Here is a 20,939-nt window from a genome sequence, read left to right as displayed (position 1 = left end):
AGCAAAAGGAACTTGTACGATGCCTGTTTTTTCCCGAGGCGGCTCTTCTGAAGTCTGTTTTACCCCGCTGGTTGAATATAGCGCCCGCGTTGCCAGCGTACGGTTGACGGGCAATACCGCTCTTCTTTCCTTGAATCCTACCCGTGTGTCCGACCCAATAAGGTGCGTGCTATGAGCGAAGCGGCACGCGTCGGCGATGCGATTGGCCACTCCCATGCACTGGCGGGGATGATTGGCGGCACGTTGGTCGGCGGTCTGATTGCCGCCGCCGGCGCGGTGGCGGCGGGCGCACTGTTTGTCGCCGGTCTGGCGGCGTCCTGCGTGGGCGTCGGCGTATTACTGGTGGGCGCCAGCCTGGCGGTGGGCTATCTCACCGGGGAGCTGGCGACCAAGGCGCGAGACGGCATTGCGGAGGCCGGCGCAGGGAGCCTGACGCCGGCCGGCAAGATAGTGACCGGCTCACCGGACGTGCGCATCAATGGCAAGCCGGCGGCCATCGCTACCGTCAGTCAGGTCGCCTGTGACCAGGACGGCCCCAGCATGCAGATGGCGCAGGGCTCGGACAAGGTATCTATCAACGGCCAGCCGGCGGCGCGTGTGGGGGATAAAACCAACTGCGACGCCCAGGTGATGGAAGGCTCGCCCAACGTGCGCATCGGCGGCGGCACCATCACCACCTTGCCGATAAAACCGGAAGTGCCGGACTGGTTGTATAAAATCTCCGACCTGACGCTGCTGTTTGCCGGTTTGGTGGGCGGCGTCGGCGGGGCGGCCAGCAAGCTGGGTGCACTGGGGAAAATGCTGAGCAAGGCGCCCGGCATCAATAAACTGGGGCGGACGGCCTGCCGGTTCGGCACGCTAATGACCGCCACGACCGCCGCCGGCATTATTGCCCGGCCGGTTGATATCATCAGCGGCCAGAAATTCCTGTCCGGCGACGACGAGCTGGACTTTGTGCTGCCGTCGCGGCTGCCGGTTGAGTGGCAGCGCTACTGGCGCAGCGGCAACCCGGCACAGAGCGTGCTGGGGCGCGGTTGGAGCCTGTTCTGGGAAAGCAGCCTTAAGCGCTACCAGGATGGTCTGGTGTGGCGTGCGCCCTCCGGCGACTACGTCTCCTTCCCGATGGTGCCCAGAGGCCATAAAACCTACTGCGAAGCGGAAAAGTGCTGGCTGATGCACAACAGCGATGGCAGCTGGCAGGTGTTCGACGTCAGCGAGCAGGCCTGGCACTACCCGGCGTTGAGTGATGCGCCGAGCCGGCTGCAGATGCTGACTGACCTCACCGGCAACACGATTTCCCTGTTCCACGACGACCACGGCCGACTGACCGAACTGGTCGACAGCGCCGGCCAGCGGCTGGCATGCCGCTACCTGACCACCGCCAACGGGCTGTCCCGCCTGAGCTCGGTGCTGCTGTTTACCCCGGACGGCGAGCTGCCGCTGGTGCACTACGGGTACGATGACGAGGGGCAGCTGGTTACCGTCCGCAACCGCGCCGGCGAAGTCACCCGGCGCTTTGGCTGGCAGGACGGACTGATGGTCAGCCATCAGGACCAGAACGGCCTGCTGAACGAGTACCGCTGGCAGGAAATTGACGGCCTGCCGCGCGTGGCGGCCTACCACAACAGCGCCGGCGAGCAGCTGGCGCTCTATTATGATTTTGCCAACGGCACACGGTGGGCGGTGCGCGACGACGGCACACGGGCGCTGTGGCAGTTGGACGATGACGACAACGTGGCGCAGTTCACCGACTTTGACAACCGGCAGTCGGCCTTCATCTATGCGCGCGGCGAGCTGTGCGGCGTGGTGCTGCCAGGCGGTGCGCAGCGTCAGAGCGAGTGGGACCGTTACGGCCGCCTGCTGAGCGAGACCGACCCGCTGGGCCGCACCACCACTTACCAGTATTCCCGTAACAGCGGCCGTCTGTTCTCGGTCACCTACCCGGACGGCAGTCAGGCGTTTCAGCACTGGGACACTCAAGGGCGTCCGACACAGCAGATTGATGCGCTGGGCAATGTTACCCGTTACCACTATCCCGATGAGGAGGAGAGCTTGCCGGCGAGCGTCATCGATACGCTGGGCGGCGAGGTGAAACTGGCCTGGAACGCACAGGGATTGCTGACGCGCTATACCGACTGTTCCGGCAGCGTCACCGCCTACGCCTATGATGCGCTGGGCCAGCTGACGCACCGCACCGACGCGGAAGGCAACCTGAGCCGCTACCGCTGGGATGATGTCGGCCGGCTGCAGCAGTTGCTGCATCCCGACGGCAGTGAAGAACGTTTCGACTGGAACGAGAACGGCCAGCTGGCCCGGCACCAGGACCCGCTCGGCAGTGAGACGCGCTGGCAGTACAACCTGCTGGGGCAGCCGGTCAGCATCACCGACCGCATCAATCGCACGCGCCGCTACCACTACAACTGCCGTGGCTGGCTGACGAGACTGGAAAATGGCAACGGTGCTGATTACCAGTTCAGCCACGATGCGGTTGGCCGGCTGATGATTGAACGGCGGCCGGACAGCATCGACCGTTTATATCGTTATGGGCTTGACGGGCAACTTACCGAATACCGGGAAGTCGCACCGCCGGACGTGGAGCCACAGCCGTCCCCGCGGCTGCACCAATTCCGTTATGACGACGCCGGCCAGCTGGTCTGGCGTGCCAACGACAGCGCCGAGTGGCATTACCACTATGATGCGGCCGGGCGCATGAAGCGCCTGACGCGCACCCCGACCGCCGCCGGCAGCGAACTGGGTATCGAGCCGGACAGCGTGCAGCTGCGCTACGACAAGGCCGGCAACCTGCTGAGCGAGCAGGGCGTCAACGGCGAGCTGCAGTACCAATGGGATGCCTTGTCCAACCTGCAGGTGCTGACGCTGCCGCAGGGCGACCGGTTGCAGTGGCTCCATTACGGCTCCGGCCACGCCAGCGCCATCAGGTTCAACCAGCAACTGGTGAGCGAATTCAGCCGTGACCGGCTGCACCGGGAGACTGGGCGCACCCAGGGCGCGCTGCATCAACAGCGCCAATATGATGCGCTGGGGCGACGCAGTTGGCAGGGCAGTGCATTCGGGCAGATAACCAAACCGGAAGAGGGCGTGCTGTGGCGCACGTTCCGCTATACCGGGCGCGGCGAACTGGAAGGTGTCGGTGACGCGCTGCGCGGTGAGATTCATTATGGCTACGATGCGGAAGGACGTTTGCTGCAGCACCGCGAGGCGCAGCAGGGCAGGCCGGGCCACCGGCTGCGCTACGACCTGGCGGATAACCTGACCGGGGAGCAGCGCGTCAGCCGAGACCCGGATGCCGACCTACCGCCGGCGCCGGTGGTCAATAACCGGCTCGAATACTGGCAGCGGATGTTTTACCGCTATGACGGCTGGGGCAACCTGACCAGCCGGCGTAACGGGGTCTACCAACAGCATTACGTCTATGATGCCGACAACCGGCTGATAAAGGCGCACGGCCGCGGCCCGCAGGGTGATTTTGAGGCGCAGTATCACTATGACGCGCTGGGACGACGCACACGCAAGACAGTGACTCTCAAGGGGAAAGCGCCGGAAACCACGCGCTTCGTGTGGGAGGGCTACCGGCTGCTGCAGGAGCAGCGGGACAACGGCACGCGCCGCACCTGGAGCTATGACCCGGACAGCGTCTGGACGCCGATGGCGGCTCTTGAGCAGGCGGGCGACGGCCTGCAGGCGGATATCTACTGGCTGCACACCGACCTTAACAGCGCGCCGCTGGAGGTGACCGATGCCGAGGGTAACCTGCGCTGGTCCGGCAACTACGACACCTTCGGCAAACTGCAGGGGCAGACGGTCGCCGGCGCCGAACGGCGCAAGGGCGCGCTCGTTGACCAGCCGCTGCGTTATGCCGGCCAGTACCAGGATAACGAAAGCGGGCTGCATTATAATCTGTTCCGCTACTATGAGCCGGAAGTAGGACGCTTTACCACGCAGGATCCGATAGGGTTGCGCGGCGGGCTGAACCTGTACCAGTATGCGCCGAACCCACTGGGATGGGTGGATCCACTTGGTCTGGCCAACCGACCAAATAACGGGAAATACCATATATTCCAAGAGCACACTATTGCTTCTGGGAATATTTATTCCAGTGATGCGGTTCAGTTTAACCGTGCAAATACAGAGTTTATTGGAAGGATGGATGCTGATCCTTCTTTCCGGAGGGATATGTTGGGTCGATACCCGGAGCTGGGAGAATGGATGAAGAACCCGAATAAAGCTTCAAGTCCACCAACATTAACTTGGCATCATCATGAGGATGTTGGGCGTTTAGTATTGGTTGATCGCTTAGATCATGCTGATAATCATGCGCTTTACCATCCTACCGGGAAAGGCGGTCGCGAAATGTGGGGTGGTGGAGAGCTAGGAAGGCGAGGTAAGTTGGATGGGGCTACAGGCAATCCGAAACCAGCTAGAATCAGGAGAAGAACAGGAGGAGGATGTTAATGAAAGAGTTAGAATATATGACGCCTTACAGCCTAGACAATTTGATTACTAAAATCGTTCAAGAGGGTTATACAAAGGATAACTTCTGCCTTTATACCAAAGAGTACGAGACAACAGCTACTCCTAGTCTGACATGCTATCTTGAATGTTATCCGGAAGTTAGTGATGATGATGATGAAGTGTATCCTGACTATGTAGAGCAAAATGAGTTGGAGCTATTTTTTTATGGTGACCAATTCATGGATGTTTTAAGAAGTGCGCTGAATCAAAAGCCTAATGCAACTGTGGATGAGCTTATATCTGGGTTGAACTATTATCTGGAGAATGACGCTTTTATCACATTTTCACAGGCATAAAAATTTTCATAATTCAATAAAGACTTCTTTGCTGCCTTTCTGACCATGTCGTAGCACCCTGTGTGGATTCTATCCATGCAGGAGTGCACGCCATGAAAATCAGCACGTTGCTGACGTTGTTCCCTCTGCTGATGCCGGCATCGGTGCTTGCCGGCACGGTACTCTATACCGATTCTCACCATCCCCCGACCAACATCGATGCGTCGGTATCCGTGATTTATCTTGACGGCCCGGAACAGCTGCAGAAGCAAATGTTCGGCGAGCTGTCGTCAAACCCGGATGAAGCCGAGGACAGGCGTAAGGAAGGCAGTAACTCTAACGTCAGCAGCGGCAGTACGATGTACCGGGGCGACGCACGCGCAAGACGGTAACCTACAAAGGGAATGCGCCGGAAACCACGCGCTTCTTGTGGGAGGGCTACCGACTGCTGCAGGCGCAGCGGGACAACGGCACGCGCCGCACCTGGAGCTATGACCCGGCCAACGCCTGGACGCCGCTGGCGGCCCTCGAGCAGGCGGGCGACGGCCAGCAGGCGGATATCTACTGGCTACACACCGATCTTAACAGCGCGCCGCTGGAGGTTACGGATAGCGAGGGCAACCTGCGCTGGTCCGGCAACTACGACACCTTCGGCAAACTGCAGGGGCAGACGGTCGCCGGCGCCGAACGGCGTAAGGGCGCGCTCGTTGACCAACCGCTGCGCTATGCCGGGCAGTATCAGGATGACGAAAGCGGGCTGCATTATAATCTGTTCCGCTACTATGAGCCGGAGGTGGGGCGCTTTACCACGCAGGATCCGATCGGGCTGCGCGGCGGGCTGAACCTGTATCAGTATGCGCCGAATCCGTATGGATGGATTGACCCGTTAGGGCTTTACCGTGGCGAGGGGGAACGTGGCTTAGGGAAATACCATGTGTTCCATGACCATACATTGCAGCCATCAGAGTACCAGTTATCAGACGCGGAGCATTTCAGACGCGCGAACGAATCAGTATATAATCGGCTGCAGGTAGACCCTGATTTTAAAAGAGAAATGCAAACGAAGTATCCTGATTTGGTTGAGCATGTGCAACCAAATGCCAAAGGAAAGTTTAGTAAGTATTCTCCACCTGACATGACCTGGCACCATGAAAACAGACCAGGTGGGTTAAGCTTGGTTGACTATAATGACCACCGGTCATACCACAAAATCTATCACCCTGATGGGTCAGGGGGACGGAAAAAATGGGGCGGTGGTACAGATTGTCGTTAATAGGATGATGATATGAAAACAATTGATGGTTTCAAAGGGCTACTATCTATTTATAAGGACCTGCCTAAAGTCGGTGGCTTCTTTGTTGATGAAGACTTTGTTAATAGAGCAGAGCATATCGAGGCTGCACGTTATTATCTTGCTGAAACACCTGACGAAGATGATGACATGGAAGATGAGTACAAAACATGGCTCGAATACCCTACATTCAGGGCGATTATTGAGAATAAAATCGACCATAACCCTGCTGTTGGGGAAAAAGAGTTGTTACAAGCGGTCGTTTATTACCTTGAAAACGATGATTTTCAGGACTAAAACAAAAAACTTTTGTAATCGAATAAAGACTTCTTTGCTGCCTTTCTGACCATGTCGTAGCACCCTGTGTGGATTCTATCCATGCAGGCGTGCACGCCATGAAAATCAGCACGTTGCTGACGTTGTTCCCTCTGCTGATGCCGGAATTCTGTTTCTGAATGGAGCAGGATTTTGGGTCAGGGTCAGGCACAGTGCGTGCGGCGGTCTCAGCCCGGAACAATTTGAAAACCAGAACCTCGCTTGGGGTTGTGTCCACATTACGTGGGTAGGATCATCTATCCATGCAGGCGTGCACACCATGAAAATCAGCACATTGCTGACGTTGTTCCCTCTACTGATGCCGGCATCGGTGTTCTGACGACGTACGTTGGCATCAAAAGCGCTCGGTGCTGCTGGCGTAAATCAGCATTAAGCAGCAAGCCATCACCTTCGCGGCTGCCTACAGAACATGATTTTCGCCACCCGGTTGGTGGAGGGAATTATTATCCTGTACTTTCCTGACCGGTTGCTCAATTATGTTATTTCACTCTGTGATTAAGATAATGCTCAAATGTGAACTACCTCTCAAAAAACACGCTTATATAATTAACGTGCTAATTGCCATGCAGGGAATTCGTTTTTCCGCTGTAAACGGCAAGAGGTTAGAAAAATATAGATTTTACTTGATACGTTAAGCTACTGTGGAAGTTGCGAGTGTGCTGCAATCAGCACGTTGAGGAGGTTGTCTATATAGACCTTTGTCACAAGGCTCACGGAAATAAAAAAACATAACTGATAAATATAAAAACGTAATAGATCCCCGGCTGTAATCTGTGTCAGAAAGTATTCCGCATTCACAAAACAGGCAGGAGATGTGATTAAAATGAGTGGAAACATAATGCAAAGTCGGCACGATGAGTACCATAAACTAACGCGTGGAGAACGCATTGGTTATGGACTGGGTGACTTTGCCCAAAACCTTGTTTTTGGGACAATAGGCGGTTTTCTTGCTCTTCACATGTTGACGGTAAATGCAATCAGCACTGCAGCGGCAGGGTTTATATTTCTTTTTGTCAGGATTATTAATGTATTTTGGGATCCCATGGTGGGAACGTTTGTTGACAAAAGGAGTTCAAAGGCCGGGAAATATCGACCTTGGCTTTTAAGGGCAGGCATTCCACTCGTTATTCTCTCCGCTTTGCTTTTTGCGCCTATTCCCGAAGTGAGTGGTTCCGTTCCTTTTGCCTTTGTCGTCTACCTTGCACTGGATCTGCTTTATTCGGTTGTTAATATCCCTTATGGCTCTCTTAATGCCTCACTAACAAGGGATCCAGGCTCTATTGATAAACTGACCAGTACGCGAATGATGCTGGCCAACAGCGCCAATCTTCTTGTCTATACCTTGTTTCCAATGTTTGTACAAATGGCCGCTCCCAAAGATCGCAGCATCAAGGATACCGGATTTTTCGGACTTGAGCTTGAACTGGGGAACTATACCGATCCATCAGCCAGCTACGCGTGGTTTGGCGTTTACTCCGTTTATATGATTGTCGGGGCGGTTGCGCTTTTTCTCTGTTATAAATTAACTAAAGAACGTGTTGTTGCTACAGCGGAACAGTCTGCCAATGTAAAAGCGACGGATTTATTCCTCGAACTCAAAAATAATCGACCGCTTGTCATTCTTGGCATTTTCTTTATGTTGGCTTTTACATTTATGTTTTTCATGAACACGGTTAATGGTTTTTTCAATCAGTTTGTTGTCGGCCATTCAGAATGGATGGGGGCCGTTGGCCTCGTAGCCTCGATTCCGGGTATTTTATTCCCGGTTTTTTGGCCGAGACTAAAGAAAGTATTTGGCAAAAAAGGGTTCTTCCATCTTTTTCTCGGCATGTTTATTGTCGGTGAGTTTTTGACATACATCTGGTCACTCGATGGTATGCACGATGCGCTCTGGCTTGCTTATATCGCTACATTTATTAAACAGTGGGGTTTAACGTCAGCTACCGGTTTCATGTGGGCGCTTGTCCCTGAGGTTATCGCTTATGGTGAATTGAAATCAGGTAAGCGAAATGCCGCAATTATTAATGCCATTATGGGGCTGTTTTTCAAGATTGGTTTTACTCTCGGCGGCGCCGTTCCGCTTTGGCTGCTGGCCGCTTATGGTTTTAACGAAACAGGCGCACAACAGGATGCCAATGCGATCGCCGGAATAAATATGACCGCGATTTGGATCCCCATCGCGTTAGCCTTTGTGTCGATGATTATCATTCAGCTATATCCCATCTCAGATAAAAACATCACGGATATCAACCGTCGGCTTGATGAAATACGGATATAGTTATAAACATTTTATAAATATAGAAAATAAACTCTTTGAAAAAGGTAAAGCCCTATGTCACTGATTAAAAACCCTATCTTACCTGGATTCAATGCAGACCCAAGTATTATCCGTGTAGAGGACACTTACTATATCGCAAACTCTACCTTTGAGTGGTTTCCCGGCGTGCGTTTACATGAGTCAAAAGACCTGGAGCACTGGAATCTTCTCCCGAGTCCATTGTCAACAACCGCGCTTTTAGATATGAAAGGGAATCCGTCATCAGGGGGGATTTGGGCTCCGGCTCTCTCTTATGCCGATGGAAAATTCTGGTTGGTTTATACGGATGTGAAAGTCACCGAGGGTGCCTTTAAAGACATGACCAACTACCTGACCACCGCAACCGATATTCGTGGCCCATGGACCGATCCCATCAAACTTAATGGCGTCGGCTTTGATGCTTCACTTTTCCATGACGATGATGGCCGTAAATATTTAGTACAACAAACCTGGGACCATCGCGAGTACCGTCACCCTTTTAATGGCATTACGTTGACCGAGTTTGATGCCAACACGCTGAAACTCAAACCAGAAACGGCGCGCACCATTTATCGCGGCACTGCCGTTGCACTTGTCGAAGGGCCGCATCTCTACAAACTGAACGGATATTATTATCTTTTTGCCGCCCAAGGGGGAACCGTATTTACCCATCAGGAAGTTGTTGCTCGTTCAAAAAATCTGGACGCCGACAGTTTTGCCACCGCGCCAGGGGAGGTGTTCTTAACCAACGTAGATACGCCAGACAGCTACATCCAAAAACAGGGGCACGGCAGTTTGGTATCAACCCCGAAAGGCGAATGGTATTACGCCTCGCTCTGTGCGCGTCCCTGGAATCATGCCGGTGAGTCTGTCTATGATCCCCGTGGTTGGTCAACGCTTGGCAGGGAAACGTCTATCCAAAAAGTTTTTTGGGATGAAGATGGCTGGCCACGTATTGAAGGCGGCCACGGAGGAAAAACGTTTGTCGAAGGGCCAAGCGACGCTATTTACACTCAAAGTGCACCAGATCATAGTCAGCAAGATGAGTTTAATACGGCGACACTCGATCCCAACTGGAATACGCTCCGTGTCCCGTTCACGGAAAAAATGGGTACCACAGGCGATGGCAAACTGACGTTAATTGGGCAGGGCTCTTTAGCGAATACTCATGATCTATCGCTTATTGCCCGGCGCTGGCAGGCATTTTATTTTGATGCGCAGGTTAAAGTTAAATTCAAACCATCTAATTATCAGCAAATGGCGGGCTTGACGAATTACTATAACGATCGTCACTGGAGCTTTATTTTTATTACCTGGAATGAAATTAACGGGCCAGTTATCGAAGTCGGGGAGAATAATCGTGGTAAATACACCTCATACTTGAAAGATAATGCGATCAAGATTCCAACAGATAGCGAATATGTCTGGTTCCGCACCAAGGTGAGAAAGGAAAGTTATACGTATGAGTATAGTTTTGATGGGATTAACTTCACGGAGATTCCGGTCAAACTAGATGCCGCAATTCTTTCAGACGACTATGTACTGCAAAGTTATGGCGGGTTCTTTACCGGGGCGTTCGTTGGCCTTGCGGTCGTAGACTACTCCGGCTATGCCGCCAGCGCGGAATTTTATAACTTCGAATATCAGGAACTTGGTGATTTATTAATGGCGGATGATACGTATAGCTGGGAGGCCAGTGAGTCACGCTTTAATTAAGGGCTGAAAGTTATAACCAAGGTAATCAATGCAACATTAGCCAGGGGAACTAAATCTGTCCCTGGCTGATTGTGCGCGCAACCTGTGAATTAATTACGGTGCACGCTCAAGAGCATCCGATAAGCACCGTGCAGACGTGTGGCTTATCGTAATGCTTCAATCACTCCTATCAATATTAACACCTAATTATTCTGACTAGGGAGGACCTTGTGACGCTAATCATTTAACTGTACCTCTGCGACATAAAAATAAAATCAACTTGTTTTGGTGGCATTGTTTGTATTCACACCAGGACGGGATGGTTATTTTCTGAAAATATAATGAATTTGAGATAGCCATGAAAACTGTAAATAAAATCCCTTTAGCTATGGCGGCTATCGCCGTGCTGTGCCCGGTTTCCGTACTGGCGCAGGAATTCACTCAGGAACAGATTGACGCCATCGTTGCTAAAGCGGTCGATAAAGCGCTGGCTGAACGGCAGGTGAAAATTGACGCTGCAGCCGATAAAAAGATTGATGTCCTTACCAACCCGCAAACCACCGCGTCCTCACCGGATTTGGCGATTCCATTCGGCCTCAAGTTCAGCGGCTACGCCCGTTATGGCGCCCACTTCCAGAGCGGCGATCAGAAATATGTCGGCGTCGACGGTTCCTATAACGGCGCCTCGGCGATCGGCCGTCTGGGTAACGAAAGCAACGGCGGCGAATTCCAGATCAGCAAAGCTTTCAAAAGCGCCCAAGGGGCGATCTGGGACCTTAACGTGATGTTCGACCACTGGAGCGACGAAGTGAACCTGAAAAAAGCCTACGTCGGCGTCACTAACGTCCTCGAATCAAACCCGAATGCCTATATCTGGGCTGGCCGCGACTTCCACCAACGTCCGCAGCAGGGAATCAACGACTACTTCTGGATGAACCACGACGGCCAGGGAGCCGGGGTGAAGAACTTTGATATTGGCGGCGTACTGTTTGACGTGGCGGCGGTGTCGCAGGTGGAATCCTGCAGCCCGGAAGTGATGGCCGATGAGACGAACCCGTCACGCATCACCTGCACGGGCAGCTCCGATACCGGCGACAACGGCCACTACGCGCTGACCACCAAAACCCACGGCATCAAGGCCGGGCCGATCGACGTTGAAGTGTACGCCAACTACGGCTTTGACTCGAAAGCGGTGGATAGCGACGAGCGGCTCGATGCCTGGCAGGGCGGACTGGTGCTGAGCCACACCAACGACAGCGGGGTGAACAAGCTCATCCTGCGCTACTCCGACAACGCGGATAACAGCGTCTACAACAAAACCGACGACCTGACCACGGTCTACGCCAGCTTCGAGGGCAGCCATAAATTCACCCAGCAGGCGCAGATCGAATATCTGCTGGCCTTCCATGATTACGACAACGGCAAGGACAACACCGACAACCGTAAAAACTACGGCGCCATCGTGCGGCCGATGTATTTCTGGAACGATGTGCACTCCACCTGGCTGGAAGCTGGCTACCAGCGCGTGGATTATGATCGGGGCGGCGATAACAAGGGCTGGAAGCTGACGTTGTCGCAGAACATCGCCATCGGCATGGGGCCGGAGTTCCGTCCGATGCTGCGCTTCTACGTGACCGGTGGCCAGGTGGATAACCAGCATACCGCCAGCGTCGAGGGCACCAGCAATGAGCGGCTGGATTCGCTGAATATCGGCGGCATGTTTGAGGCGTGGTTCTAAGTTGGGGTGATAACCCCCTCACGCCTTACGGGGAAAAGGGGGCGGTTTTTACTTCAAGCCAACGTACGTTATCCTGACCCAGGGACAGAGGAACCCGTAGAAAAATGAAAAGCACGATGAAGGGTGATCGACTGATTTCGCCAACTAAACAGAAGAGACTTCATCGTGCCATTAACCCGGCAAACCTGACTTCAGGCATTCCCGCAGAAATAACTGCTGCGGTTTTTATCAGCGCACCATCACTGACTGCCGGTTTATCCAGCCCTGTTTGGGCGCTTGTGCAGTAAAGCGTTGCATAGTTGGGCCCCGCGAACACCGGGCAAGTGGTCTGAACACAGGGTGATTCGATCACGCAGTCAATGTTTCCGTCATCCGTGTAACGCACCACTCGGCGACCGCCCCATTCCGCATTCCAGAGAAAACCTTCAGCATCAATGCAAGAGCCATCTGGTGCGCCTGGACCGTTGATTTTTGTGAACACCCGCTGATTTTCCAGTGAAGGGTAATCGCAGCAGAAAATGCAGCCTTGCAGGGAATCCGCGTAGTACATGGTAGCGCCGTCCGGACTGAAACAGATACTGTTTGGGATCGCCACGTCAGGAAGAGCCAGCGTTTCTGTCTCAAGCGTTGTCGCGTTGACTCGGTGAAACCTGCCTACAGGTTGCACTGGCTCTCCTGCGGACATTGTGCTGAAAACAAAGTTGCCCATACGGTCGCAGCGGCCGTCATTGATCCGGGTTCCTGCTACGCCGGGCGTGTCTGTCATTTTGGTGAAATGACCGGTAGTCAGGCTATAGTATCCCAGACAGGATGCCAGCCCCATCAGCAGCGTGTCTTTATCTGCCGTAAGGGCAAATGACCCCAGCGGCTCCGGTAGTGGCCTGCGGTGAATATCACCGCTTTCGAGGTTAAGAGCACACAATTCGCAGCCCTGGATGTCGGTCCAAAACAGGCGATTCGTTTTTTCGCACCAGACTGGACACTCGCCTAGAAGACTCGTGGTGCCGGTTATGGTTTTAAACATATTCGTGTCCTAAGTGGCATGGAGTGCGGTGAACACATCACACGTAAGCTCCTTGAACTTTGCCAGGAATGCGGCGCTTGGGTAAGCGCCAGTCTAAGGCATCGGATTCGTTGGTTCGCGGCAGTCAGCCGGAGAAAAGCGCTGACCATCGGTCACCGAACAGGGCGATGGCCAGGCCAGCCAGCATAATCACCGACCCGCACAGCTTGATAAGAGAAACCGGGCGTTCAACGGACCCCATCAGTCCAAAATGATCGATGGCCAGCGACGAGGTAATCTGCCCGGCGATGGCGAGCCCCAGCAGAGCTGACAGCCCGACTCTGGGGGCAAGTATGACATAACTCAGCAGCGCACTGGCGCCAAGCAGGCCGCCCAGCAGGCTCCACCAGGGCTGGGCAGGAATCGCTGTCAACGAAGCGGCTATCCCGCCCCGCATCAATGCAAAGAGGCCAAGGCACAGCGCGCCGGCGGTAAAAGAAAACAGCGCCGCAGCGACAGAATCCCCGCCGATGCCTTTAGCCAACTGACCGTTCAGCGTGGTCTGCAAAGTAATGCCCAGTCCCGCGCCGATGGCCAGCAGATAATAGACTGCACTCATTTCGCACCGCCTATCGGGCCGATTCGAGCGGCAGGAAGGCCTCAGCAAAAATGTCAGGCTGGTAGCCTGCGGCAGCAAACAGATGCTGGCGGGACTCGTCGATCGCCGCACGGAGTTGTTTGCTGTCCACGTCCAAGACTTTGCCGTCGCGTTTAACGACGCGCCCGCCAATCATGACCGTATCAATATTGCTGCGTTCGGCCGCGTGCACCACGGTGCCGAATGCGTTACCTGACGGGTAAAGATTTATGTCTTCAGCGCGGATAAGGATCAGGTCCGCCTGTTTTCCGGGCGTCAGGCTGCCGATTTTGTGCTGCAAACCTGCACAGGCAGCACCGTCTGCGGTGGCGGCTTTCAACAGGTTATGAGCCTGTAGGGTCACCGGATGGTGTTTGTTTCCGCAGCACTGCTGCTGTAGCATGCCCATAACGCGCTGCAGGTAGAATGCCACCCGCATCTCCATAAACATGTCGCCGCTGTAGGACGTTTCGTTATCCACGCTCAGCCCCGGGCTGATGCCGTGACGTAATGCTGACTGCATGGCGAACATGCCGTCCTCGATGCCATAGTGCGCATCTGAGCGCGGGCATACGTTTACCCGTACGCCGGCCTCACGCAGGATTTTCCATCCGGCGTCCGGTAGCGCGGTGCAGTGGTTAAAGATGTTATCGGGTCCCAGCAGCCCTTTCTGGTGCAGTTCTTCCAGTTCATCCGCCATATCTCCGCCGAAAAACTCGGTGATAATCGGCAGGCCCAGTCGTCGGGCTTCCGCCCACAGTTCAGGTTCCAGCTGTGCCATCACGGCCAGCGAGACCAGGCTGTTATCCTCGTTTTTAAAATACTTTTCCTGCAGGCGCTCCAGATTGCCGGGCCAGTGGGCCTTGTCCCACTCCCCGGATACGGGCGCGCCGGAAGCGTGTACGGACCGAATACCGGCGTCAAGCAACGCCTCGACGGCAGCATCGGAGTGTGCGGCGCTGCGGCTGTTGTGCGAATTATCAATAACGGTGGTGATGCCGGCGTCGATGCAGCCCAGAGCGGTAAGCAGGTTGCCGATATACATGTCTGCCGGGCGATAGTATTTGGCAAAAGAGTAGTGCGTTGCGTTGCAGTAGTCTTCAAGCGTTGCGGCATTCGGGTTAAGCCGGCGTAGCTGCCCCTCCCATGAGTGGCGATGGGTATCGACCATTCCCGGCATGGCAATCATGCCGGGGGCGTCGATAACGACGGCATCACCGGCATCAATGTTTTCATTTATGGCCGTGATGGCGCTGCCTTCGATAAGAATATCGCCGCTAACCAAATTACCTACATCGTCGTCCATGCTGAGAACCGTGGCTCCGCGGATCAGCGTCCGGGGGGCCTGCGAGTCAGCGGTCTGCACTATATTTCGGGTATAATCAGTCATCTTCAGTTCACCTTTTTTAAATGTTGTGACGTAAAAGGTACGTAAAGCGATACTTCCGAAAAAGGCAGCTAAACTGTTTTCATTATTCAATAATCACGAACAATAATGGGCTTCTGTTGCTTCTTCATTGTGGCTCATGGAAAAAGAATATGGATCGTATCCAGGCAATGCATGTTTTTGTCCGTGTGGCGGAAGCCGGGAGCTTTATTCTCGCGGCGGAAACCCTTTCCCTACCGGCTTCAACGGTAAGCAGCACGATTAAAAATCTTGAAAAACATCTGCAGGTGCGCCTGCTGAACAGAACAACGCGGCGGGTCAGCCTGACGAGCGAAGGCGCACAGTATCTGGCGCAATGTCGGGAAATACTCGCGCTGATTGATCATACGGAGTCCAGCCTGACGGATTCGGCAAAACGGCCGCAGGGACGTTTACGGGTTGATATGCCCGGAGGCATCGCCCATTTCATCGTTATGCCGAATCTGAAAGACTTTTACAGACGCTACCCGGATATCTACCTGATGATAGGCGTCAACGATCGGCAGGTCGATCTCGTTCAGGAGGGGGTGGATTGCGTCATTCGGACAGGAGAGCTGAATGACTCCACGCTCGTTGCGCGCCCGCTCGGCCGGTTTCGCTGGGTGACGTGTGCCTCTCCGGCCTATCTCAGAGAGCACGGTACTCCGCAGACGCCTGGAGAGTTGTCTCAGCATCGGGCCATCCATTATTTTTCAGGCCATACCCGGCGCCCGGGGGAAATGTGTTTTGCCAGCGGCAGTGAAAAAGTGTCGGTTCCGGTCAGTGGCGCTGTTGCCGTTAATGAGACCGGGCTTTACATCAAAATGTGTCTTGAAGGATTTGGGCTGGCGCAACTTGCCGAACGCGTGGTTTCGGAACATTTGCAGGAAGGTCGGCTGATAGAAGTTCTGGTGGACTGGCAGTCTGCGGCCGTACCGGTGACCTTACTTTATCCGCATCAGCGTTTTCTCTCCCCGGCCGTGCGCGCATTTGCTGACTGGATAACCGAGCTTGTCCGCGACGGCCATTCGGCAATTGAGGGCGGATAGTGGGCGTCATCGCATTCAGGCCCATGAACAGTGTGGCCTGCCATGTCAGCGGTGACCGCCAGACGGCCACGGTTGCTGATTTTTTCGGCGTGGACAATTTTACCCGGTCGTGTGTACGGCTGGCATTCTGGGGTATGACTCTGTTAATGCATTCATCACGATGTTCAAAAAATCGCTGGGTAATCGCCAACGCAATATTTTGCTTCGCTACGTTAAGAAGGGCAACGGCTACATAAAGCAGGGAAGGGGATTTACCGCCATCTCCCCCGGGCCGGAGTCACTCGCCTGCGTTAAACACGCTTCTGGCCCATTCAATAAAAATACGCACTTTAGAGGGCAACTGACGATTTTCCGGCCAGGCGATATGTATCGGTATCGGCGTGTTGTGCCAGTCAGGGAACAGCTCGACCATTTGCCCGTTTGACAGATATTCCTCCACCAGAAACCGGTATGTCGTCACTACGCCCAAGCCATTAAGCGCGGCTGTACGCGCGCCCATGGAATCATTCACCGCAAACTGCCACTGCGCGCTGACTCTTTCTGTCTGACCGTCACGATAAAGCTCATTAACCACCATTTGTCCGGTGCGGGGCGAAACAATCTGCACCAGCGTATGCCCCAGAGCCAGGTCGGCAGGATGCACCGGCAGTCCGGTGCGCTCAATATATTGGCGGCTGGCGCAGGTGACCTGCGCCAGCTCCCCTAAAGAGCGGGCAATCAGCGAGTCGTTATACAGCTCACCAATCCGTATGACACAATCAATATTCTGTTCGATCAGATTGACCGTTCGGTTGCCGACGCTGACCTCGATCTGGATATCGGGATAGCGGGCCAGAAAATCGGGCAACGCCGGTATCACCAGGCAATAGGCGAGGGCGTTCGGTATCTCTACGCGTATTTTCCCCCGCGGTTGCATTGCTGACATCTGCACGTTGCTATCCAGAATGTCGAGGCTTTCCAGCAACCGTAACGTCCCCTGATAGTAAATCCGCCCCTGCTCGGTCAGGTTTAGCGTACGCGAAGTACGGTTAAGCAGCTTCACGCCCAGCTCATGCTCCAGTGCCTGGATATGCCTGGTGATGGTGGATTTGGGGATATTGAGCCGCCCGGCAGCGCTGACAAAAGAGCCGGAATCCACCACCCGGACAAAAGAGCGCATCATTGTAAGCCTATCCAATCTTGTTTACCTCAGCCTATCGTTGCGAAATCTGCAACCATCCATCCCCGCCGCCTATCTTGTTCTCGCGGGGTAAACCGGTAAGTATGAAACCTGTTATAGGGTGAACATGAAGGTGAGTAAAGTTATGTCTGTTATTACTACGCATAAAATCGGCCGTGCACGGATAAGCAAAATCCCGGAGCTGGCGTTGGAAAACATACCGGGATCGTTTCTCTATCCGCAATGGCAGGACGAGATCGCGCAAGACGCAGCAAAGGCATTGCCTGACGATTTTTTCTCCGATGGATTTACCTCTCTGGCGCAAAGTACCCATAGCTGGTTATTGCAGGTCGACGGCCTGACCTTGCTGATTGATACGGCGTCCGGGAATGGGAAATCACGACCTCACAACCCGCTGTTCCATCAACTGGATGTGCCGTATCTCGCCCGGCTTCGTGAGGCCGGCGTGGAGCCGGAGCAGGTAGATTATGTCTTTAATACCCACCTGCATGTCGATCATGTTGGCTGGAATACCGTGCTGCGTGAAGGTCGCTGGGTACCTACCTTTCCTAACGCACGCTATCTCTTTTCGCAGAAAGAGAGTGTGTTTTATGCAGATCCTCAAAACGTACGGCAGCCGAGCGAATTCGTCTATGAAGACAGCGTCGCCCCGGTTATCGCTGCCGGCGTGGATATGCGTATACGCAGCGATGACGATTTTCCATTGGCAGGCTTCCGGCTCCATTCCACGCCAGGACACAGCTATGACCACCTGTCGTTGAGTTTTACGTCAGAAGGTGAAACGGCCTTTTTCTGGGGAGATGTTATGCATCATCCGCTACAAATAGCGCTCCCTCAGTGGAATTCGGTGTTTTGTGAGTTTCCCGAACGGTCTCTGCATTCGCGCCGCCAAGCGCTGGAATTCGCCGTAGAGACGGGCGCAACCGTATTCACCACCCATTTCCCCGGCGCCTCGGCAGGGAAAATCGAAGCCAATGCTGAAGGCAAATTACGGTGGTTATCGTTATAGATGAGGAGCCAACATGTCTGAGCAGCAAATTTTTAGCGAAAGTTTTTTGATCCCTTCTGATACCCACGGTATTGAATTGAACGTTATCAGAAAATGTCTGGATAAAAACCAGACCTATGATGAATCAAAAACCTTATTGATGGTACACGGCGCAACGTATTCGTCCGGCAGTCTTTATGATACGCCGGTTGCGGGCGTCTCTTTTATGGATCATCTGGCCTACGCGGGGTTTGATGTGTACGCCGTAGATGTGCGGGGGTATGGTGGATCGACCCGCCCACAGGCGATGACACAGCCGACACGCTCTGGCCTGCCGCTGGGTCGTACGGAGACCGCGGTGCGTGATTTTACCTGCGCAGCGAACTTTCTGCTGAACACAAGACAACTGAAACAACTTAATATTTTTGGTATGTCCTGGGGAGGCACTATCGCTGCAACCTATACAACGAAAAATAACGAAAAAGTGCGCCGTCTCGGCCTGCTTGCGCCTCAATGGCTCAGCCATAAACCGGTTCCCATTGATTCCGGGGACGCATTGGGAGCCTGGCGTATCGTTAATATGCATGCGGCGAAGCAGCACTGGCTGAGCGGGGCGCCTGCCGACAAGCGTGATAGCCTGATCCCCGCAGGAACCTTTGACGCCTGGGTCGAGCGTACCTTACCTGATGAACCTGACGCAGAATTACGTGCGCATGCCTCATTTAAATCAGGCAATGGCCCTATTCAGGATATACGGGAATATTGGACAGCAAATAAACCTTACTACGATCCGAAAGATATCGACGTCCCCGTCATTCTGATTCACGGTGAATGGGATATTGATGTGCCCATTGATTTAGCACAAGACTGGTTCCTGAGAGCAACCGGTTCACCAGAAAAAAGATGGGTTGAAATTGGTGAAGCGACGCACATGCTGATATTGGAAAAAAATCGGTTGTCGGCAACACACGCCCTAACGGATTTTATTTCTGCGCCCCGTTTGTGAGCGACGGGGAGAAGGCTTGCCTCCGTCAACTTATTCAGAACAGACAGGAACTCGTTGCCCCCGGCGTGGATTCCATCCGCGCAGGGGGCACACCCTACCATCACAGGTTGCTGACATTATGCCCGCTGCTGAAGCCGGCATCGGAGCGTGCCGCAGCGGCCGTGGAATCAGCCTCTTGTCTCCGCAACGGTCCGAGAGTCAGCGGCGCGACTGCGAGCGATCAGGGCCAGCAGCAGCGCCAGACCCAGCGTCGAGACGATGGCGCCGGTGACGCCCGTATAGCCGATGCCGACGGTACCGATCGTCACGCCGCCCAGCACTGAGCCCAGGGCGATGCCAGAGTTGAAACCCGCGATGTTCAGACCTGCAGCGACGCCGTGGGCGTGCGGCGCATGCCGTTCGGCGATAGTGATAAGGCGGGCCTGCAGGGCCGGTACGGAAGCGAAGCTAAACAGGCCCAGCAAGGCAACTAGTATGCCCATGGCTACGGCCGAGGAGGTAAAGAGCCACATTCCCAGCACGACTAGGGCAATGGCGGAGATAACAATCACGCTGGCGCGGTTGACGCCCATCCGGTCGGTTATTTTGCCGCCGATGACGTTGCCGATGGCCGCCAACACGCCGTAGGCCAGCATAAACAGGCTGACGGTGGCGGCGCTAACCTGCGTCACGTCGGTCAGCAGCGGCGCGATAAAGGTGTAGGCCGTGAATGAACCGGCATAGCCCAGGACGGTGACCAAGGCAGCCAGCAACAGGGTCGGGTGGAAGATAGCCTTCAGGGCCTGCGCAACGGACTCACTACCTGCATGTTCCCCATTTCTGGGTGGCTCCTTCATCCCCAGCAGCAGGCCCAGAAAACCCAAGGCGCCGAATGCGGCAATCGCGCCGAGTACCGGTCGCCAGGTATTTATACCGCCCAGATAAGTACTGATGGGGACGCCGATCGCCATGGCTATCGTGAAGCCGCCGAATACCACCGCGACGGCGCTGCCGGCTTTCTTTGCGCCGACGAGGCGCGCTGCCGTGCTGGAGGCGACCGCGAGGAACAGACCGTGTCCGAGCCCGGCAATAAAGCGCGCAATCAGCATCATCGAGATGCTGGTGGCAAGCGCCGCGGCCAGACTGCCAATGGTGAAGACCAGCATCGTCGTCAGCATGGTCCGCTTGCGGGACCAGTTGGCCGTTAAGGCGGTCAGCACCGGTGCGGCAAAGGTTGCGCCCAAGGCATACCAGGTCACTGCGCGGCCGACGTGTTCGACGCTGACGTTCAGGTTTTGGGCAATAACGTCAGTCAGGCCGATAGGAACGAATTCAGCCAGGCCCAGCGCAAAGGCGCTGAGCGTAAAAATATAGACGATGAGCGGCATGACAATCTCTCTTGATGAATCAGGGTAAACGGCCATTGGCCGCCGTTGGCCAGCAGAGTAGAGAGCGTTGTGAAATATGAGAAATTATTATTTAATCTATCAGTGATAAATATTTTTATGTCTTGGCGCGCCGAGGCCTG

General features: G+C 54.6%; 14 protein-coding genes and 2 pseudogenes. 11 read left to right on the top strand and 5 right to left on the bottom strand.

The genetic code is table 11. The features are described from left to right. Positions 1 to 171: 171 nt before the first annotated feature. From CLM71_RS17790 to CLM71_RS17755, 8 genes and pseudogenes are all read left to right on the top strand, one after another. Entirely contained in the window at positions 172 to 4,473 is a 4,302-nt protein-coding gene (locus CLM71_RS17790) for an RHS repeat-associated core domain-containing protein (RefSeq protein ID WP_105232170.1), read from the top strand. Further along, positions 4,473 to 4,829: a hypothetical protein gene (locus CLM71_RS17785; protein ID WP_105232169.1), complete on the top strand. Its 357-nt coding sequence runs from the start codon at positions 4,473 to 4,475 to the stop codon at positions 4,827 to 4,829. Before CLM71_RS17790 ends, CLM71_RS17785 begins: the two co-directional genes overlap by 1 nt. Positions 4,830 to 4,921: 92 nt before the next feature. Further along, a pseudogene (locus CLM71_RS17780) lies at positions 4,922 to 5,191 on the top strand (DUF1525 domain-containing protein); the annotation flags it as partial. Further along, a pseudogene (locus CLM71_RS17775) lies at positions 5,164 to 6,081 on the top strand (RHS repeat-associated core domain-containing protein); the annotation flags it as partial. The pseudogenes CLM71_RS17780 and CLM71_RS17775, both read left to right, overlap by 28 nt. A 12-nt stretch (positions 6,082 to 6,093) precedes the next feature. Further along, positions 6,094 to 6,396 carry a hypothetical protein gene (locus CLM71_RS17770; protein WP_105232168.1) on the top strand — a complete coding sequence of 101 codons (303 nt, stop codon included), beginning with the start codon at positions 6,094 to 6,096 and terminating at the stop codon, positions 6,394 to 6,396. A gap of 877 nt (positions 6,397 to 7,273) precedes the next feature. Next, positions 7,274 to 8,713, top strand: coding sequence for an MFS transporter (locus CLM71_RS17765; protein WP_172606266.1), 1,440 nt, complete (start codon positions 7,274 to 7,276; stop codon positions 8,711 to 8,713). A 54-nt stretch (positions 8,714 to 8,767) separates the two neighbouring features. Beyond that, positions 8,768 to 10,447 (top strand): glycoside hydrolase family 43 protein, encoded by a 1,680-nt coding sequence (locus tag CLM71_RS17760; protein WP_105232166.1) that lies wholly within the window; start codon positions 8,768 to 8,770, stop codon positions 10,445 to 10,447. A 337-nt stretch (positions 10,448 to 10,784) separates the two neighbouring features. Then, positions 10,785 to 12,164, top strand: a complete 1,380-nt coding sequence (locus tag CLM71_RS17755; protein WP_105232165.1) for a carbohydrate porin — start codon at positions 10,785 to 10,787, stop codon at positions 12,162 to 12,164. Between the two features lie 160 nt (positions 12,165 to 12,324). Here CLM71_RS17755 and CLM71_RS17750 read toward each other — a convergent pair whose 3' ends face one another. The 3 genes from CLM71_RS17750 to CLM71_RS17740 all read right to left on the bottom strand — a co-directional run bounded on the left by CLM71_RS17750 (position 12,325) and on the right by CLM71_RS17740 (position 15,194). Further along, a complete protein-coding gene (locus CLM71_RS17750; protein ID WP_105232164.1) occupies positions 12,325 to 13,188 on the bottom strand; it encodes an SMP-30/gluconolactonase/LRE family protein in 864 nt (287 codons plus the stop codon). A gap of 124 nt (positions 13,189 to 13,312) precedes the next feature. Further along, positions 13,313 to 13,786, bottom strand: coding sequence for a DMT family transporter (locus CLM71_RS17745; RefSeq protein WP_105232163.1), 474 nt, complete (start codon positions 13,784 to 13,786; stop codon positions 13,313 to 13,315). A gap of 10 nt (positions 13,787 to 13,796) precedes the next feature. Further along, entirely contained in the window at positions 13,797 to 15,194 is a 1,398-nt protein-coding gene (locus tag CLM71_RS17740; RefSeq protein ID WP_105233479.1) for an amidohydrolase family protein, read from the bottom strand. Between the two features lie 149 nt (positions 15,195 to 15,343). On the opposite strand from CLM71_RS17740, the gene CLM71_RS17735 reads away from it, so the two are divergent. Beyond that, on the top strand, positions 15,344 to 16,258 hold the full coding sequence (locus CLM71_RS17735; RefSeq protein WP_105232162.1) for a LysR family transcriptional regulator: 915 nt from the start codon (positions 15,344 to 15,346) through the stop codon (positions 16,256 to 16,258). Positions 16,259 to 16,535: 277 nt separating this feature from the next. Here CLM71_RS17735 and CLM71_RS17725 read toward each other — a convergent pair whose 3' ends face one another. Next, a complete protein-coding gene (locus tag CLM71_RS17725; protein ID WP_105232161.1) occupies positions 16,536 to 17,420 on the bottom strand; it encodes a LysR family transcriptional regulator in 885 nt (294 codons plus the stop codon). A gap of 142 nt (positions 17,421 to 17,562) precedes the next feature. Between CLM71_RS17725 and CLM71_RS17720 the strand changes: the two genes are divergently transcribed. After that, a complete protein-coding gene (locus tag CLM71_RS17720) occupies positions 17,563 to 18,447 on the top strand; it encodes an MBL fold metallo-hydrolase (protein ID WP_105233477.1) in 885 nt (294 codons plus the stop codon). 13 nt (positions 18,448 to 18,460) lie between these two features. Beyond that, entirely contained in the window at positions 18,461 to 19,432 is a 972-nt protein-coding gene (locus CLM71_RS17715) for an alpha/beta hydrolase (protein WP_105232160.1), read from the top strand. A gap of 167 nt (positions 19,433 to 19,599) precedes the next feature. Here CLM71_RS17715 and CLM71_RS17710 read toward each other — a convergent pair whose 3' ends face one another. Then, positions 19,600 to 20,799 carry an MFS transporter gene (locus CLM71_RS17710; protein WP_105232159.1) on the bottom strand — a complete coding sequence of 400 codons (1,200 nt, stop codon included), beginning with the start codon at positions 20,797 to 20,799 and terminating at the stop codon, positions 19,600 to 19,602. Positions 20,800 to 20,939: the final 140 nt, after the last annotated feature.

Origin of the sequence: Serratia sp. MYb239 (assembly GCF_002966855.1) — a bacterium.
Taxonomy (GTDB): domain Bacteria; phylum Pseudomonadota; class Gammaproteobacteria; order Enterobacterales; family Enterobacteriaceae; genus Serratia_B; species Serratia_B rhizosphaerae.
The sequence above is the reverse complement of the archived record's forward strand: the minus strand, read 5'-3'. Positions and strand labels throughout refer to the sequence as shown.

Coding starts and splice junctions, on each gene's coding strand:
- CLM71_RS17750 (WP_105232164.1), bottom strand. CDS start 13,188: ATGTTTAAAACCATAACCGGCACCACGAGTCTTCTAGGCGAGTGTCCA.
- CLM71_RS17790 (WP_105232170.1), top strand. CDS start 172: ATGAGCGAAGCGGCACGCGTCGGCGATGCGATTGGCCACTCCCATGCA.
- CLM71_RS17715 (WP_105232160.1), top strand. CDS start 18,461: ATGTCTGAGCAGCAAATTTTTAGCGAAAGTTTTTTGATCCCTTCTGAT.
- CLM71_RS17710 (WP_105232159.1), bottom strand. CDS start 20,799: ATGCCGCTCATCGTCTATATTTTTACGCTCAGCGCCTTTGCGCTGGGC.
- CLM71_RS17725 (WP_105232161.1), bottom strand. CDS start 17,420: ATGATGCGCTCTTTTGTCCGGGTGGTGGATTCCGGCTCTTTTGTCAGC.
- CLM71_RS17740 (WP_105233479.1), bottom strand. CDS start 15,194: ATGACTGATTATACCCGAAATATAGTGCAGACCGCTGACTCGCAGGCC.
- CLM71_RS17755 (WP_105232165.1), top strand. CDS start 10,785: ATGAAAACTGTAAATAAAATCCCTTTAGCTATGGCGGCTATCGCCGTG.
- CLM71_RS17770 (WP_105232168.1), top strand. CDS start 6,094: ATGAAAACAATTGATGGTTTCAAAGGGCTACTATCTATTTATAAGGAC.
- CLM71_RS17735 (WP_105232162.1), top strand. CDS start 15,344: ATGGATCGTATCCAGGCAATGCATGTTTTTGTCCGTGTGGCGGAAGCC.
- CLM71_RS17765 (WP_172606266.1), top strand. CDS start 7,274: ATGCAAAGTCGGCACGATGAGTACCATAAACTAACGCGTGGAGAACGC.
- CLM71_RS17760 (WP_105232166.1), top strand. CDS start 8,768: ATGTCACTGATTAAAAACCCTATCTTACCTGGATTCAATGCAGACCCA.
- CLM71_RS17745 (WP_105232163.1), bottom strand. CDS start 13,786: ATGAGTGCAGTCTATTATCTGCTGGCCATCGGCGCGGGACTGGGCATT.
- CLM71_RS17720 (WP_105233477.1), top strand. CDS start 17,563: ATGTCTGTTATTACTACGCATAAAATCGGCCGTGCACGGATAAGCAAA.
- CLM71_RS17785 (WP_105232169.1), top strand. CDS start 4,473: ATGAAAGAGTTAGAATATATGACGCCTTACAGCCTAGACAATTTGATT.